This is a genomic window from Novosphingobium sp. CECT 9465 (assembly GCF_920987055.1).
Lineage (GTDB): Bacteria > Pseudomonadota > Alphaproteobacteria > Sphingomonadales > Sphingomonadaceae > Novosphingobium.
The window spans coordinates 2957482-2974271 of record NZ_CAKLBX010000001.1 but is presented as its reverse complement, the minus strand read 5'-3'; the positions used below and the strand labels follow the sequence as shown (position 1 = coordinate 2974271).

At 62.6% G+C, this 16790-nt stretch carries 14 protein-coding genes; 6 read left to right on the top strand and 8 right to left on the bottom strand.

Annotation, left to right across the window (positions count from 1 at the left end; genetic code table 11):
• The first annotated feature begins 6 nt into the window (after positions 1–6).
• Positions 7–1440: a glutamate synthase subunit beta gene (locus LUA85_RS14530; protein WP_231470989.1), complete on the top strand. Its 1434-nt coding sequence runs from the start codon at positions 7–9 to the stop codon at positions 1438–1440.
• 72 nt (positions 1441–1512) lie between these two features.
• Here LUA85_RS14530 and LUA85_RS14525 read toward each other — a convergent pair whose 3' ends face one another.
• Positions 1513–2841 carry a hemolysin family protein gene (locus LUA85_RS14525; protein WP_231470988.1) on the bottom strand — a complete coding sequence of 443 codons (1329 nt, stop codon included), beginning with the start codon at positions 2839–2841 and terminating at the stop codon, positions 1513–1515.
• Positions 2842–3018: 177 nt separating this feature from the next.
• Here LUA85_RS14525 and LUA85_RS14520 point away from each other — a divergent pair, with 177 nt between their 5' ends.
• Together LUA85_RS14520 and LUA85_RS14515 are read left to right on the top strand one after the other, a co-directional pair.
• Positions 3019–3711, top strand: a complete 693-nt coding sequence (locus LUA85_RS14520) for an OmpA family protein (RefSeq protein ID WP_231470987.1) — start codon at positions 3019–3021, stop codon at positions 3709–3711.
• A gap of 132 nt (positions 3712–3843) precedes the next feature.
• Positions 3844–4839, top strand: a complete 996-nt coding sequence (locus tag LUA85_RS14515) for an aldo/keto reductase (RefSeq protein ID WP_231470986.1) — start codon at positions 3844–3846, stop codon at positions 4837–4839.
• Positions 4840–4849: 10 nt separating this feature from the next.
• Here LUA85_RS14515 and LUA85_RS14510 read toward each other — a convergent pair whose 3' ends face one another.
• Positions 4850–5626, bottom strand: a complete 777-nt coding sequence (locus LUA85_RS14510; RefSeq protein ID WP_231470985.1) for a 3'(2'),5'-bisphosphate nucleotidase CysQ — start codon at positions 5624–5626, stop codon at positions 4850–4852.
• Positions 5627–5847: 221 nt separating this feature from the next.
• Between LUA85_RS14510 and sucC the strand changes: the two genes are divergently transcribed.
• The 3 genes from sucC to LUA85_RS14495 all read left to right on the top strand — a co-directional run bounded on the left by sucC (position 5848) and on the right by LUA85_RS14495 (position 9008).
• Positions 5848–7047, top strand: coding sequence for an ADP-forming succinate--CoA ligase subunit beta (gene sucC, locus LUA85_RS14505; protein ID WP_231470984.1), 1200 nt, complete (start codon positions 5848–5850; stop codon positions 7045–7047).
• 105 nt (positions 7048–7152) lie between these two features.
• Positions 7153–8031 (top strand): energy transducer TonB, encoded by an 879-nt coding sequence (locus LUA85_RS14500; RefSeq protein ID WP_231470983.1) that lies wholly within the window; start codon positions 7153–7155, stop codon positions 8029–8031.
• A 293-nt stretch (positions 8032–8324) separates the two neighbouring features.
• Positions 8325–9008, top strand: a complete 684-nt coding sequence (locus tag LUA85_RS14495; RefSeq protein ID WP_231471893.1) for a spermidine synthase — start codon at positions 8325–8327, stop codon at positions 9006–9008.
• Between the two features lie 68 nt (positions 9009–9076).
• On the opposite strand, the gene LUA85_RS14490 is transcribed toward LUA85_RS14495, so the two are convergent.
• From LUA85_RS14490 to LUA85_RS14465, 6 genes are all read right to left on the bottom strand, one after another.
• Positions 9077–10006 carry an IS110 family transposase gene (locus tag LUA85_RS14490; protein ID WP_231466349.1) on the bottom strand — a complete coding sequence of 310 codons (930 nt, stop codon included), beginning with the start codon at positions 10004–10006 and terminating at the stop codon, positions 9077–9079.
• A gap of 425 nt (positions 10007–10431) precedes the next feature.
• Positions 10432–12930 (bottom strand): S8 family peptidase, encoded by a 2499-nt coding sequence (locus LUA85_RS14485; RefSeq protein ID WP_231470982.1) that lies wholly within the window; start codon positions 12928–12930, stop codon positions 10432–10434.
• A gap of 2 nt (positions 12931–12932) precedes the next feature.
• Positions 12933–13907, bottom strand: coding sequence for an AAA family ATPase (locus tag LUA85_RS14480; protein WP_065847562.1), 975 nt, complete (start codon positions 13905–13907; stop codon positions 12933–12935).
• A gap of 248 nt (positions 13908–14155) precedes the next feature.
• A complete protein-coding gene (locus tag LUA85_RS14475; RefSeq protein ID WP_083199203.1) occupies positions 14156–14776 on the bottom strand; it encodes a GIY-YIG nuclease family protein in 621 nt (206 codons plus the stop codon).
• Positions 14777–15123: 347 nt separating this feature from the next.
• Positions 15124–15837 (bottom strand): M23 family metallopeptidase, encoded by a 714-nt coding sequence (locus LUA85_RS14470; protein WP_231470981.1) that lies wholly within the window; start codon positions 15835–15837, stop codon positions 15124–15126.
• Positions 15838–16030: 193 nt separating this feature from the next.
• The gene (locus LUA85_RS14465) at positions 16031–16783 is read right to left on the bottom strand and encodes a ferritin-like domain-containing protein (RefSeq protein ID WP_231471892.1); all 753 of its coding nucleotides are present in this window, start codon (positions 16781–16783) and stop codon (positions 16031–16033) included.
• Positions 16784–16790: the final 7 nt, after the last annotated feature.

The following is a 16790-nucleotide window of genomic DNA, read 5'->3' as shown; positions in this document are numbered from 1 at the left end:
ATTACAATGGGCAAGGCAACCGGCTTTCTCGAAATCGACCGCAAGGACCGCAGTTACGATGCGCCTTCGGAACGGCTGAAGCACTATCGCGAATTCGTCATCCCGCATGACGATGCAGGCCTGAAGGGCCAGGCGGCGCGCTGCATGAACTGCGGCATTCCGTACTGTCACAACGGCTGCCCGGTGAACAACCAGATCCCCGACTGGAACCATCTGGTCTATGAGAATGACTGGCGCGACGCGCTCGACAATCTCCACTCGACCAACAATTTCCCCGAATTCACCGGCCGCATCTGCCCCGCCCCGTGCGAGGCGGCGTGCACACTCAATATCGTGGACCAGCCGGTCACCATCAAGTCGATCGAATGCGCCATCGTCGATCGCGGGTGGAAGGAAGGCTGGATCGAACCGCAGGTTCCGGCAAAGAAGACCGGCAAATCGGTTGCGGTGGTCGGCTCCGGCCCCGCTGGCATGGCTGCCGCCCAACAGCTTGCCCGCGCTGGCCACTCGGTTACGGTGTTTGAAAAGAACGACCGGATCGGCGGCTTGCTGCGCTACGGCATTCCTGACTTCAAGATGGAAAAGACCCACATCAACCGCCGCGCGATGCAGATGGAGGCCGAAGGCGTCCAGTTCCGCACCGGGGTGGAAGTGGGTGTGACCGTCTCGTTCGCGTCTTTGCAGGAAAACTTTGACGCGGTCGTGCTGTCGGGCGGCGCGGAAGACCCGCGCGGTCTCGGCATCCCCGGCGCTGAACTGCCCGGCGTACGCATGGCGATGGAATTCCTCACCCAGCAGAACAAGCGCAACGCAGGTGACGATGAATTGCGCGCTGCGCCGCGTGGCTCGCTGCTCGCCACCGGCAAGCATGTCGTGGTCATCGGCGGTGGCGACACCGGGTCTGACTGCGTCGGCACCTCGAACCGCCAGGGCGCGGCCTCGGTCACGCAGCTTGAGATCATGCCCAAGCCGCCTGAAAAGGAAGACAAGGCGCTGTCATGGCCGAACTGGCCGCTCAAGCTCCGCACGTCCTCAAGCCATGAAGAGGGCTGTGAGCGCGAATTCGCGGTATTGACCAAGCGGGTCGTCGGCGAAAACGATGTCTCAGGCCTCGAATGCGTCCGCGTCGAATGGGTCGATGGCAAGATGCAGGAAGTTGCCGGCAGCGAATTCACGATCAAGGCCGACCTGATCTTCCTCGCCATGGGTTTCCTCGGACCGCGCAAGCAGGGCCTGCTCGAACAGGCCGGTGTCGAACTCGATGCGCGTGGTAACGTCAAAGGCAACGTGATCGACTACAAGACCAGTGTCGAAAATGTATTCGCTTGTGGTGACATGCGCCGCGGCCAGAGCCTCGTCGTTTGGGCGATCCGCGAAGGACGCCAGTGCGCCCGCGCCGTCGACGAAGCCCTGATGGGGGTCAGCGAACTGCCCCGCTGACTTTCGCTGCGAACCGAATAACAAAGGGGCGCCCCAAACGGGCGCCCCTTTTTTGTTTCCTCACTGGGAATTTTACCCGTCCAACCCTGCGTCAACCATTGGCGCGGCTTTCTTCTTGCTCACCAGCAGCTTGTCGATCTTGCGGCCGTCCATGTCGACGACCTCGAAGCGCCAGCCCTGATCGTGGAAGTGTTCGCCCTCGGTCGGCAGGCGTTTCAGCACCGAAAGGCAATAGCCCGCCGTCGTCGCAAATTCGCGGTCGTCGGGCAGGTCGATGCACAGCCGGTCGGCCAGCGCGTCAGCAGGAAGTGCGCCCGAAATCAGCAGCGATCCATCCTCGCGCTCCACCACCATCGGGCTGTCGCCCGCATCGCCATGACCCACGAAATTGCCGGCGATTGCCGCAAGCAGGTCAGCCGGGGTCACGATTCCTTCAAGATGGCCGTATTCGTCGTGCACCAGCGCAATGGCGACTTCGGCCTGCTGGATCATCGTCAGCGCGTCCATCGTGTCGAGCTGGTCGGGCACGATGGCGGGCTTCTTCATCAGGCGCCCCAACTGCACCTTGCGTCCGCGCAGCAGCGTGGAGAGCACGTCGCGCACTTTCACCACGCCCACGATCTTGTCGACCGAACCGTCGGCGACCAGCAGCAGTGAATGCGGGCTGTCCTCGATGGCTGCGCGCAGTTCGATTTCCGGCGCGCGCCGTTCGATCCAGTGGAGCTCGGTGCGCGGGGTCATCACTTCACGCACAGGGCGTTCGGCCAGCCGCATGATGCCGGTCATTAGCGCGCGTTCTTCTTCCTCGATGACGCCGGATCGCGTCGCTTCGGCAAAGATCATGTGCAGTTCTTCGGCAGTTACTTCCTGTTCGCCGCCCTGCTTCAGGCCCATCATGCGGATCAGCAGGCTCGACGACTTGTCGAGCGTCCAGACGAACGGCGCGGTTACGCGCGACATCAGCACCATTGCGGGCGCAGCGATCTTTGCGATCGGTTCGGCGGCGCGCAGGGCAAGCTGCTTGGGCACCAGTTCGCCAACGACGAGGCTCAGGTACGTGGTAATCGCGATGACGATGGCAAAGCCTATATCATCGGCAAAGCGTTCGGGTACGCCCCACACCACCAGCCGCTCGGCAGTCGGCCCGCCAAGGCTCGATCCCGAATAGGCACCGGCGATGATGCCCACCAGCGTGATGCCGATCTGGACCGTCGAAAGAAACTTTCCGGGGTCTGCTGCCAGTTCGAGCGCGATTTTCGCGCCCTTGCTGCCTTCTTCGGCGGCGACCTTCAGCCGCGCCGGACGCGCCGAGACGATCGCCAGTTCCGACATGGAAAACAAGCCATTGAGCACTACGAGGCTCAGGATCAGCAGAACGTCGGACCAAGGGTAAGGTGTCACGGAAGCGGCCCTATCAGATTCGAATGCAAAGGCGAAGTGTTGCGATAAAGTTCCCGATATGGCTTTCTTGCGGTTCCCGTTCGGGAACCGTTCAGTCGAAACGGGCTTATCTGAACTGTCAAAGCGGCATTCCGTTGCATAAGGTTGCCATCGGACGCTGATCCAAGGGGACAGGAAATGAAAATTCGTCGTATTATGATGTCGAGCCTTTGCGCGGTTTCGCTGGTCAGCCTCTCGGCTTGCGTCACCGATCCCAACACGGGTGAGAAAAAGGTTTCGCGCACCGCAATCGGCGGTCTGGGCGGCGCTCTTGGCGGTGCATTGCTTGGCGGCCTGATCGGCGGCAAGACCGGGCGCATCGTCGGCGCTGGCATCGGCGGCGTTGCCGGCGGCGTGATCGGTTACCAGAAGGACAAGCAGATCCGCGAACTGCGTGAACAGACCGCAGGCACCGGCATCGATGTCAGTGAAACCGACGGCGGCAACGCGATCCTCGTCAACCTGCCCAATGGCGTCACCTTCGATGTGGATAGCTCCACGGTGAAGCCCGCATTCGGTGCCACGCTCGATCGTGTCGCACAATCGCTGGTCCAGTATCCCAATTCGCTGATTGACGTTTATGGCCACACCGATTCGACCGGCTCGGATACATACAACCAGGCACTGTCGGAACGTCGCGCCCGCGCGGTTGCCGATTATCTCACCTCGCGCGGCGTCGGCTATGCCCGCATCCGCAGCCAGGGTTTCGGCGAAACCCAGCCGATTGCGTCGAACGATACCGAACAGGGCCGTTCGGCCAACCGCCGGGTCGAGATCAAGATCGTCCCGATCAGCCAGGACGATGTGAACGCTGCCCGCAGCGGTCAGTAAGCCTTCCTGATAGCGCCAGCGGCGTCGCTCCCTCCGGGAAGCGGCGCCGTTTGCTATGCATCGCATACGATTCGCGGTTGACTGTCGCGGTCGCTGACCGGCATCGCCGTGGGAAGCAGGAGAATTCACGCAATGCCGATCGAACGCCGCGCCATTAACGGACGCCTGACCAACCCGGTCGGGCTTGGCTGCATGTCCCTGAGCTGGGCCTACGGCGAAAGGCCTGGCGATGAGGACGGTATCCGTCTGCTGCATCGCGCCATCGAGATCGGATACGATCATTTCGATACCGCGCGCCTCTATGGTCTGGGCCACAACGAAGCTCAGGTGGGCATCGCGCTGAAAGGGCGGCGCGACAAGGTGTTCCTTGCCTCCAAGATGGGTCTCTTCGCCAGTGGTGAAAAGCGCGGGATCGATTGTCATCCCGATACAATCCGCAGCGAACTCGAAATTTCGCTGAGGCTGCTGCAGACCGATCATATCGATCTCTATTACATGCACCGTCGCGATTTGACGGTGCCGATAGAGGAATCGGTAGGCGCGATGGCCGACCTTGTAAGGGAAGGAAAAATCGGCGCGATCGGCCTTTCCGAAATGTCGGCCGATACCCTGCGCAGGGCCGCCGCCGTCCACCCCATCGCCGCGATGCAAACCGAATATTCGCCCTGGACGCGGCAGGCCGAAATCGCCGTGCTCGATGCCTGTCGCGATCTTGGCACCGCGTTCGTCGCATTCTCGCCTGTGGCGCGCGGCGTGCTTGCCAACGGCGTCAGTAATCCTGCGCTGCTTGAGGACAACGACATCCGCCGCACGATGCCGCGCTTCAACGGCGAAAACTGGCCGCGGAATCTGGCGCTGGTCCGGCAATTCAACGCCATTGCCGCGCGCGAAGGCGTCACGCCTTCGCAATTGTCGCTGGCCTGGGTGCTGTCGCGCGGGGACCATATCGTCGCCATTCCCGGCACGGGCAAGATTGCGCACCTCGAAGAGAACATCGCGCTCTGGGACTGGAGCCTTCCGGCTGCCCTGGCGGACGAAGTCGATGCGCTGATCAATCAGCAGACCGTTTCCGGCCACCGCTATGCCCAAGCCATCCTGCCGACCATCGACACCGAGGATTTCGCCTGAATAGAGCCGACTAGACTGATTTGGCCGCCCGGTCGGCCAGCCGTTCCACCGCCGCTGCGTGAATCGCAGGCGCGGTAACCAGCAGACCGAACGCGCGGGGATCGCGCTTGTTGAACGCAATCGGCTGGCCGAACACATCGCTCACCGCTGCCCCTGCCTCGCGCGCGATCAGCGTGGCGGCGGCAATGTCCCATTCAAAGCCCCAGCGGATCGTTGCGAGCAGGTCCGCCTCGTTCGCGCCGACCATGGCGATGCGCAGGGCGATGGAATTGGGCTTTTCCACCGTGACCAGATCCGCATCCACCCGTGCGAGGCTGTCAGCCGGAACGCGCGATCCCGAAAGCTGGGCGCGGCGACTGGCAACCAGTTTGAACCCGTTGCGAATCGCCCCTTGTCCGGCAATGGCTGACCAGTATTCGCCGCGCGCCGGGGCGCTCAACGCGCCGATCAACGGGCGGCCTTCGCTCACCAGCGCCACCGATACCGACCAGCCAGCGCGGCCGCGCACGAAATCGCGTGTGCCATCGATCGGATCGACCAGCCAACACAGGCCGCGCGCAAGCCGCTCTGGATGGTCCACTGTTTCTTCCGAAAGCCACCCGGCAGAGGGTAAAAGCGCGCCCAGTTCCCGTTTGAGGAACGTGTCCACCGCGATGTCGGCCTCGCAAACCGGGCTGCCTGGCACCTTTTCCCACACCTTCAGGGCGTGGCCATGACCCGGCCAGCGGGCAAGCGCCATGGCCCCTGCTTGGGCAACGATATCGTGAAGGCGGTCATGATCGATCATGCGATTTCGTCAGGTGATCCTTATGCGAGGGCAACGCAAGGCGGTTAACGCTGCGACTTTGGTTTAGGCGGGCATTTACGCCCCTTTTCAAGCTCTCTTTGCTGTGCTTTAGGCATCGGGACTCAAAGCACCAACGGCGGTGCATACCTTTGCGCCAACGGCGGCGCGCCTGTTGGCCCATTGGTCGTTCGGCCGGGCCTATTGCATAGCGGGGATCACGCATGAACGTTCATGAATATCAGGGCAAAGAACTGCTGGCGAAGTTTGGCGTAGGCATTCCGGCGGGCATCGCGGCAATGACCGTCGAAGAAGCCGTAGCGGCGGCAAAGCAGCTTCCCGGACCGCTCTATGTGGTCAAGGCGCAAATCCACGCCGGTGGGCGTGGCAAGGGCAAGTTCAAGGAACTGCCCGCCGATGCCAAGGGTGGTGTGCGCCTGGCCAAGAGCATCGAGGAAGTCGAAGCGTTCGCCAAGGAAATGCTCGGCAACACCCTTGTCACCATCCAGACCGGTGAAGCGGGCAAGCAGGTCAACCGCCTGTATGTTACCGATGGCGTTGATATCGCGAAGGAATATTACCTGTCGATGGTCGTCGATCGTGGCACCAGCCGCGTTGCCATGATCGTGTCGACCGAAGGCGGCATGGACATCGAGGAAGTCGCCCACTCCACGCCGGAAAAGATCGCTACGATCGTGATCGATCCGGTCGAAGGCTTCATGCCGCACCATGGCCGCGCCGTCGGCTTTGCGCTGGGCCTTTCGGGCGAACTGCACAAGCAGGCCGGCAAGATCGCGGGCCAGCTTTACAACGCGTTTGTCGCGCTCGATTGCGACATGCTCGAAATCAACCCTCTGGTCGAGACCAAGGACGGCAACCTGCTCGTCCTCGACACCAAGATGAGCTTCGATTCGAATTCGCTCTATCGTCACCCCGATGTCTTCGCCCTGCGCGACGAGACCGAGGAAGACCCTGCCGAAATCGAAGCTTCGAAGTATGACCTTGCCTACATCAAGCTCGACGGCAACATCGGCTGCATGGTCAACGGCGCGGGTCTTGCCATGGCGACGATGGATATCATCAAGCTGAACGGCGAATTCCCCGCCAACTTCCTTGACGTTGGCGGCGGCGCCAACAAGGAAAAAGTCACTGCGGCGTTCAAGATCATCCTCAAGGACCCTGCCGTGAAGGGCATTCTCGTCAACATCTTCGGCGGGATCATGAAGTGCGACATCATCGCCGAGGGCATCGTTGCCGCAGCTAAGGAAGTGAACCTTTCGGTTCCGCTCGTCGTCCGTCTTGAAGGCACCAACGTCCAGCAGGGCAAGGACATCCTGGCAAACTCCGGTCTGCCGATCGTCGCTGCCAACGATCTGGGCGATGCCGCCAAGAAGATCGTGGCTGAAGTGCGCGCGGTCGCCTGACCCGCCACTGCCGAGTTCGCGACGGCGAATTCAGAAGGCCCCGCCACAAAGCGGGGCCTTCTTCTGTCTTGAACACGCAAAACTGGCCGAATAGCGTCGCTTGCGATGACCAGACCCGCCACTCTCATTCTCGCCCTGCTTGCCGCCGTTCACCCCGCAGCGGGGCAGGCGAAGGAAACTCTCCTCGAACCCTCCTCGCCATGGCACGTCATTTACGATGAGGACAATTGCCGTCTCGCCCGCATGTTCGGGCCGGACCAGAAGACCGTGCTGACCTTCCAGCAGGCCGCACCAGGCAGCATGCTGCGCGTTTCGGTCTACGGCCCGCCGTTAAAGCCGATGACTACGGGGTCCAGCAACGTCATGGTTGCCTTCGGCACAGGGCAGAAGCTGGTTCCGGCCAGGCAATCGCTTCCAGGAACCGCAGGGGACGATAAACAGCCCCTGCTCATGCTTGGTGATCTCGATCTGCTCAACCGCGATTTCAGCGGGGATATCGAGTATACGTCTGAAATGCCCCCGAAGCGTGAACAGATCGCCGCGATCGACCGCTTCACCATCGCCGGGTCGGGCGCGCGACTGGTGTTGCACACTGGCTCGCTGGCCAAGGCGCTCGATGTTCTGGCGATCTGCTCGCGCGATCTGGTGAAGAGTTGGGGCCTCGATCCCGATCAGCAGGCAAGCCTCTCTGCGCGGCCACGGCATCTGGGCAAGCCGTCCACCTGGCTGCGGAGCAAGGACTATCCTTCCACAGCCCTGCGCATGGGAAAAACCGCGAGCATCCAATTCCGATTGATGATCGACCAGACGGGCACACCCAGCGCCTGCAAGGTGCAGAGCGCCACCCAGTCACCCGAATTCATCGACGTCACCTGTAAACTGCTGATGCAGCGGGCGCGCTTTTCTCCTGCGCTCGATGCACAGGGGCAGGCGGTGCCGAGCTATTACACCAACACGGTCAACTGGATCATACGCAGGCCTTGAATTGCATTTCATGCAACTGGTTTGTCGCCCTTCGCACTTGCGGAATCACCGCTGCGCCCGCACACAGGACAGGCCTTTCAGGCATCCTCTCCCAAACTTTCCAAGGCTGGTCTTCGGACCGGCCTTTCTTTTTTGGGCAACTGCCTCCGAAGTCAGCAAGCGCCGACCCGGAGGGGGCTTCAATCGAATGGGTCGCCTTTGGCTTGCGTTTGCCGCCTGGCCATCTACTTGAGGTCGACACAGGCCTGTAGTCCGGCCCCGTTCATACCTGCTTGTCGATGGAGCCAGTGCCCGTGATCCCGCGTGAATTGATCGGCACCGCCCAGGTGCCCGGCGGCGAAGAGCTGCGGCTTTACCGGCATGACCGCGATTTCATGATCGTGCTTGACCGCAACGAATTGATGAGCAGTCGCCTCAGCGGCTCGGAAATTGCGCTGGCCGAACAAAGCTGCGCGCGCATTGCCGGTGCCGAGCGCCCGGCGATGCTGATCGGCGGATATGGCATGGGCTTCACCTTGCGCGCCGCGCTGGCCAAATTGCCCGCCGACGCCCACGTCACCGTCGCCGAACTCGTCCCCGAAATCATCGAATGGGCGCGGGGGCCGATGCAGGATCTTGCCGCCGGTTGCCTCGATGACCCCCGTGTGCGTCTTGTGATGACCGACGTCGCCGACGTGATCCGCGCCAACGGTCTCAATGTGGGCGGCACCGGCTATGATGCGATCCTGCTTGATGTGGACAACGGTCCGGACGGCCTCGTCCGCGCCGCCAACAACCAGCTCTACTCCACGCGCGGCCTGCGCGCCGCCCGCTCAGCCCTCCGCCCCGGCGGCGTCCTCGCGATCTGGTCCGCCGCCAAGGACGCCAACTTCACCCAGCGCCTCAAGCACGTCGGATTCGATGTCGAGGAAATAGAAGTCCGCGCAAGAAGCAACGGCAAGGGCGCCAAGCATGTGATCTGGTTCGCGCGGGATTAAGCCTCTCTCCCCCTTCCGCTCATCCTGAGCTTGTCGAAGGGGGGAGCGACTATCTGACAGGTCAAGTGTCACTGACCAATTTCAGCTCTTGTTTCGCGTGCTTTTGCGTTGAGTCGGACGAGCAGTTTTCGGGCGAGGGCGATGCGGACGACCATTTTGGGTTTACCTTGGTCGAGCAGGCGTTGGCGGAACTCTGCCATGGCCGGATCGAATTTTCGCACGATGTCGGCGACGAGGAAGAGGATCGAGCGGACAGAGCTTCTTCCACCACGGATAGATCGGGCACCGGATCGTTTGCCGCTGTCGTTCGCGATGGGCGCAAGGCCTGCAAGTTTGGCGATGGCCTTGTTCGACAGGGTTCCGATTTCGGGCAGTTCGGCCAGCAGGGTGGCAACGGTGCGATCTGCCACGCCCTTGACCGAGCGCAGTGTGCGATCAAGCGCGGTCCAGACGGGATCGTGTTCGATCAGGCCTGCGATTTCACGGGCCAGCGCTTTGGCTTGGGTATTGAAGAAGGCGATGGCCTCTTTCAGGCTGGCAAGGGCAAGCGGATCGCGGGTGGAATGCAGGCGCTGCTTTTGCACCGTGATATCGCCTGTCACTTGCCGCAACCGGGCAGAAAGCGCGCTAAGCCTTTGTTGTTCGTCGCAAGGTGGCGGCGTTGGCCGTAGCCGCCGTGCCGCAGCAAAGCAGGCGATGACCTCTGCATCGATACGGTCGGTCTTCTCCAGCCGCCCCATCGCCTCGGCAAAATGCCGTACCGCTCTGGGATTGGTCAGGGCACAGGGCATGCCTGCGCGCCACAGCGCCAGGAATGCGTCCTGTTCGAGCCCGCCACTGGATTCCATCACCACCAGCCCTGCGCCATGGCGACCGGCCCAGTCCACCAACGCAGCAATCCCCGCCTCATCATTGGCGAACCGGCGATAGCCGCCGGCCTCGATCCAGCCATCAAGCCAGGCCTTGCTAACATCCACTCCACAAATCGTTTCGATCACGGTAACCTGCCTTGTCCGTACGGTTGAGACACCTGCCGACTATTCGGTCGTGCGTGACAAGCGGTGCTGGTCCCAGGCTCCCTTACGGTTACTGCCTGAGGGGTGACGGGCGACAGCACCGCAGCGCCGGGGTGGGTGGCCACCCACCCCGGCGATCAGCCGATTACATCGCAATCAACCAACAACGTCCAGATACAAGGGGCCGGGGGTGGACTTATCAGACGCCGCAATCCGCAATGCCTCGGCAGGTCTCGACCAAACCCGGTCGGTCAGATCAGCCACCGCGAACGTCGGCTCCTGACAAAACTTGCCAGTATGACACTCCGAACCGGACCGTCCGGAAGGCGCCATCAATGCGGCCATTTCAAGTTTCCCCAATCGACCCTGAAAGCTGCCCGTAGGTGACGCGAACGCGGATAGCTGCGCTACGCTTCGATAATAACTTCGGGGACGATTTGCGCCTTGACCTCAGCATATAGCTCCGCTCCTGGAGCGGCCCTAATGCTGGCGATCAGGCTGTATCGCACCGCTTCACCGACATGTCCCTGGGCGACGTTCTCGCGCCACCAGCCCCCGGTCGGATAGACGATGATCGCATCGCGGGCGGCGAGTTCGGTCGCCATGCCTTCCCAGATATCGGCATGAAGCGAGCCGCGGCTGCGCAGCTGGGGACCGACGGTCCAGCCGGTGTCCGGCGCGGTGCGCGCCGGCGGCCGTGCTCCGGCTTCCGAGGTGCGTCGACGCAAGAACACGTCGAGCTGTTCGTCGGCATGTTTGAGGTCGAAGCGAAGGCCGTGGCTGGCATAGACATGGCGGCGCGACAGGCCCCGCTCACCAGGATTGGGTTCGATGAAATAGCTGAGTGTGATCCGCAGTTGGACCTGCGCTTCGCCGAGCGCCAGCAGCGTCTCGCGCGGCCAAGGCAGAGCATGGACGGCGAGTTCGTCAGTGACCGCCTTGCCGCTCTTCATCTTGAATGGGACGAGCATCTCCTCGGCGACGATCGTCACGTCGTGGTCGAGGCTGCCCAGCGCTCTTGCTAGTGAAGGGACGCCGAACCCATAACGGCGTAGCAGGGCGGGTTTGCCGATCGCGCCTTGGTTCGCACGCATCGCCGGAGTCCATTCAGCTGAATGGACGATGAGGCCGCGCACGGTCTCCGGCCACAGTGCTGGCTTCTCCGCCAGGATCTGCGCGCCCATCCGGGCCGCGAGCGCCGTCGCCGCGCTCGTGTCCCCGGTCGTCGTGAACGGGCGCTCGGCGGTAATGCGATAGGTGGTGAGCAGGGCAAGATCATCGACATGATCGCCGTTCCCGGTGGCAGGGTCATGACCGATATTGCCGCCTTCGAAGACAACGTCCGGCTTAAAAGGCCATTCGCGGTGCCAGCTCACCGAGGTACGGCTGCGCGGCATGATGTCGCCGGCAAGGCCGAGCGCACTCCATCCGGCAAAGGCGGGATCTGTGATGACGGTGCGCTCGGTGAAGGCGCCGACGGTCAGCACATTCCAGGCTTGGGCCGGGTTTTCGATCGGCATGGTGTCGTTGCGGGTGGGATAGTCCGCTGCGACGATCTGGCCTCCAATATTGCCTGCGGCGACAGCCATGAAACGCTGGACCTCGTCGCGCCCGAAGGTGATGGCGTCGAGCTTGGCCGACCAGGAGGAGGGGCGTCCGCGCCAATGATCGCCAAAGCTCGTAATGGCGAGGCAGATGGCACGCGGGCGGTTGGGAGCGACGATCTCGGCCCGCGCGATCGATTGGGCGGTGATGGCGCCGTAGAGATCAGGATCGTTAGCACCGTGGTCGGGCAGGATCTTGACCGATTCCAGGCGGTGGCGAACCTCCACCGGGCCATTGCCATCGAGCACCTCCATGAGGTCGCCGTAGAGCGCCGTCCCGGACATCTGCGTGCCGTGCCCGCCATGGACTTGATTGCTAGAATCCTCGACACTCCATCCGGCGGCGAAGGCCTGCTGGTCCGCAGCGTTGAGATAAGGAGCGATGAGGGCGTGGCCCATGGTCGTCCCGGAATCGAGTAGGCAGACCGCCGGGGCGTCGTCGGCGCAAGGGACGAGCCGTCCGGCGAGATCGGCGCTCCAGGCCCGTTGTTCCGCGCCATGCATGACCATGAAGAAGGACGGCGTATCGCGTGCGAGGCGGATTTCGGCGACGCTGTCGGTGTGGGCGACAACGCGCCCGAGCTGCTCGGGCGTGCTGCGCGCGATCACGACCTCGCGTTCGGCGAACTCCAGACTGTGCTCGCGCACGCCAAGCTCCAGAGCCAGCGCCGCGGTGTCGAAGGCGGGCCGCGTTCCTTTGCGGAGCCAGATTTCCCACCATGCCGCCTGGCCCGGAGCGGGGAAAAGATCGGGCTGGTCGGTGTAGAATGACCGCGCGACCGCGAGGCGGGCCGTTTCGATCGATGCGACGAGCAGCTGGTTCTTTGGCTTGCGAACCTCCTCGACCGTGCCGTCTTCGCGGATCTTCTCTTTGACGCTGTCCTCATCGCGGTAGGCAGCGACCTTCTTGAGATAATAGTCCTTCTGCTTCTCGGGGACGAAGACGGTCGCGAAGACCTGGCCGGCGTCGGCGGCGCGGACATTGACCAGCTCAATCGGAAACTTGCCGCGCCGGTTCTCCAGCTTGTCGACGATGTCGGCCTGGGCTTCAGGCAGCGTAAATTCGATGTAGAAACCCTTGGTGCCGGCAGCGACATTGGCTTCGCGATTGGCGAGGATCGTCTCGCCCTGCTGCACGACCTGGGTCAGGGCCTGGGTCAAGGCATTGGCGTGATCGGCCCGGTTGCGCTGCGGCGGACCGCCACCGCCATCTCCGCCGCCCTGATGGGCGGTGTAGCCCTGGCGTGCACCGTTGGACCGGAGATAGATATGCGGGTGCGGCCGCGCGTCCTCGTCTGCCATCGTTACCGACGCGCCGCCGCCTTGCGCTCCGCGATGGCGGCCAGAAGATCATCGGTCTCGACGCTTTCGCGTCCGCCTAGCAGCGTGCGCTTGGCTGCCTCGTCGGCGATCCTGGAGAGATCGGCTTGGCTCAAGCCCTCGATCTCCTTTGTCGCCCGGTCCCATTCGAGCGATCCGGTGTCGAAGGTGGACAAGCGCCCCTCGAGGATGGCGCGGGCCACATCGGCGCTCGGCAGGGCATATTCGATCACGTCGTCGAACCGGCGGAACAGGGCCGGGTCGAGCAGCTCGGGATGGTTCGTCGCGGCGACAATGAGACCTTCACTGTCGTCCTCCTCTAGAAATTGGAGGAAGGAGTTGAGCACGCGGCGGATCTCGCCAACATCGTTGCGCTCGCTGCGCCGCGCGCCGATCGCATCGAACTCGTCGAAGAAATAGACGCCGCGCGTCTCGACCATGGCCGAGAAGACTGCGCGCAGCTTCGAGGCGGTCTCGCCCATGAACTTGGTCAGGAGACCGTCGAGCAGCACCGAGAAGAGCGGGAGCTTAAGCTCGCCGGCCATGGCGGCTGCGGTCATGGTCTTGCCCGCGCCCGGAGGACCAATCAGCAGCAGCTTGCGGCGCGGCTGCAGGCCATGCTGACGCAGCCGAAAGGCCTGGCGCTGTTCGAGGATCACGCGCTCGAGACGATCGCGAAGATGGTCGGGCAGGACCATGCTCGAGATCCGGGTGTCGACATATTTGGCCGCGACCAGATTGGCGAGCTCGCCGCGCGGCTGAACCATCGGCACCGCGCGGCCTTTGATCTTTTTGCGCGCGCGCGCCTCGTCGACCATGTCGCGCAACTGCTGCGCGACCTTGCCGTGGCCCAGGCGCGCCTCATTAGCGGCCGCCTGCATGGCGACCGTCATGAAATGCTCATCGTCCCCGTCGAAATGACTTTGGAGCAAGGCGACGATATGCGTGGCCTTAGTCATTGTTCCGAACTCGAATCGCTCTGGTACACCATGTTTTCCACTCGCGCTGTCTGTTGCGGCAACGCTCGGAAGACGCGCTTTAGCTCGACTGCCCCCAAGTCGTATCGCGATCTATCCTCTTTCCGGCGCTATGACAACGCGTTCAACAACGAGAGACGATCGGCCAGCCTTGCCGCGCCGGCTGGTAGCCGGAACCATGGGGCGACCGACTGCAGGCACAAGCGCGGCCTCGATGCGCCAAGGGGCAGCTAGCGCAGGCGCCGGTTGCGCTGCAGATGTTCGGGAAAGTCGGGCGATGGGCCGAGGATGACGAAGCGGTCCATGCCGGTCGGCAACGGCTCGGGATTGTCGGCCTTCCAGGCGAGATAGTCTTCCTCGCAGTCGAAGTCGGGAACCTGCTCGGCAAAGTCGCTGAGCCGCCTACAGCTGATGCAATAATAGGCTTGCGAGGCCTCCTGGAAATGCATGCCGCATAGCGAGCCGCAGAAGGGACAGCATTCGTCGAGCTCGAGGTCCGACCATTCCCACACGCCCAGATGCTCGGGGAGCGCGTCGCGGTCATGAGCGACAATCTCGAAGGCATCGGCATTGCGGGCGACGAAGCCGTTGCTGCCAGCCCATTTAAGGTCTTCCAGAATCTCCGCGGGCTCGAGCCGAAACCACTCTCCGGCGGTGCGCCGCGCGCTATATTTCCGGTGCAGCTGCGCTTCGAGTGCGCTCTCTGCATTTGTATTGATCCAGCCGACCAAAACGAGAGTTTCAGGATTTCCGGTCTGTAATATGTCTCGGCGCCGGCAAATATCCTTGGCACGCCCTATCTTAAGGCGTGGCTCACCCGTGCTGATCTGGTGAATGAAATAGACCGGCATGACAGAGATCCCTACCACGAATCCTCAAACAGACGATCCTTTGATCGACTGCATTCAGAAATTCTTGTCCAAAAGCCACTAGTCCGCTGCCAGCCCTATTGCAGCCCCTGTGCGTGGCCAGTCCAGCGAGCATTGAGCGTCGCCTTTTGGCAAAAAGTTGCCGTTGAACACGTCGCGACAGAACGACGGCAATGTCCCAACTGCTGTCGGGGAATGACCAGCGTCAATAACTGGTTGTGATTTGTTACAAGTCTACGATTAGCGTAAACCCACCACATAAGAAAAGGGCGCCGTCACCGGCGCCCTTTTCCGCATCCTCTCCAAGATGCAAATGATGCCGGGGCGGCTTATTCTGGACCGCCGCGTCCTTCGGCCTGGTTGTTGCTTGCGTAAAGCTTGTCGGCGTTGGCCTGCATGTAGGGAACCGGGTTGACCGCTTCACCGGCAACGCGGACTTCATAGTGCAGGTGCGGGCCGGTCGAGCGGCCGGTCGATCCGACATAGCCGATCACGTCGCCCTTGCGGACCTGCTGCCCTTCGGCAACCGCCACGCGCGACATGTGGCCGTAACGGGTTTCCATCGCGCCGCCATGATCGAGCTGGACGAACAGGCCGTAACCGCCGAACCAGTCGGCCTTTTCGACAACGCCATCGGCGCTAGCGCGGATCGGGGTGCCGGTGCTGGCGGCAAGGTCGATGCCCTTGTGCGCGCGGCGACCGCCCAGAACCGGGTGATTGCGCATGCCGTAACCGCTGGAAAGGTGTGCCACGGTCACCGGAGCCAGCGACGGGATCGAAACGCCTGCGCGGCGGATCGTCGTCGGCTTGGCCGATGGCAGGATGCCGTTGTCCAGTTGTTGCCAGCTTGCGAACAGACGGCGGAATTCTTCGTCACCACGATCGGCCGATACACCAGCCTTGGCAGCTTCGGCGGCGCGAAGCGGGGCGGCGATGTCTGCGGAAGCGGCGCTGTTGGCAAGCGCTGGAGCGGCGGAAGAGAAGAAGGCAACGGTTGCAAAGGCACCGAGAGCAGTCTTGAAGGTTTTGCTGTTGAACAACATTGAGACCCGTACGACCTTTTTATCTGCGTTCCAAACCCGGCCATTTCGGCCTTGAGTTCGGTGCGCGCTGACCCCCAGTGCGAACCCGTTGGTTGGCGACAAACAGGGAAAGTGCCTGCCGCCTTGGGATATTTCAGAGTTGGTCGGAACCCCCCGCCATCTCGTGAATTGGGGGTAGAGGAGGGTGTTGCGCTTAGGCAACCCCTGCCATGAATTCGCGCGACAGACCGGCTTGATGACGCGCCGAGTCGTTGAACGGTGGCTTAACGGCCCCGTGAAAATGCTGCGTGACGAGGGTTTCCCAGTAGGCGGGGGGTGATTCTCCGCGTCTTTGGCACAGATCAACGAAATGCTTTGTGCCGAAGCGCACATGCCGAATTTCGTCGTCAAGGATTCTTTGCAGGATACGAGCGGTGCGCTCGTCGCCCGCTGCGGCAAACCGCACGATGGTTGCGGGGGTCACGTCCAGCCCGCGCGCTTCCAGCACCATCGGCACCACCGCCAGCCGCGCCGCCACGTCATGCGCTGTATCGCGCGCGGCATCCCACAAACCGACATGCGCGGGCATCGCCCCGTAGAAACTGCCCAGCGTTCGCAACCGCCGCGCCAGCAGCGCGAAATGCATCGCTTCATCCGCCGCCACGCCCAGCCAGTCGTCCACGAACTGCCGCCCCATTTCCGCACCGAACCTCCCGGCGGCATCCAGCGCCAGATCGATCGCCACGAATTCGATATGCGCCAGCGCGTGGATGAGCGCGAGCCGTCCATGTTCGGAACCCTTCCCGCGCTTCGGCATCGCGCCGGGATGAAGCAGTTGCGGCGCGTCAGGGCGGGCAGGCACGGCGGGCATCGGACAGTCGAACGCGAAGTCCAACTGCCCGCCGCGCCACCTGCGAAAGGTCTTGCGCGTTGCCATGACTTTTTCATGGGGATCGCCGGTCAGCATCGCGTTT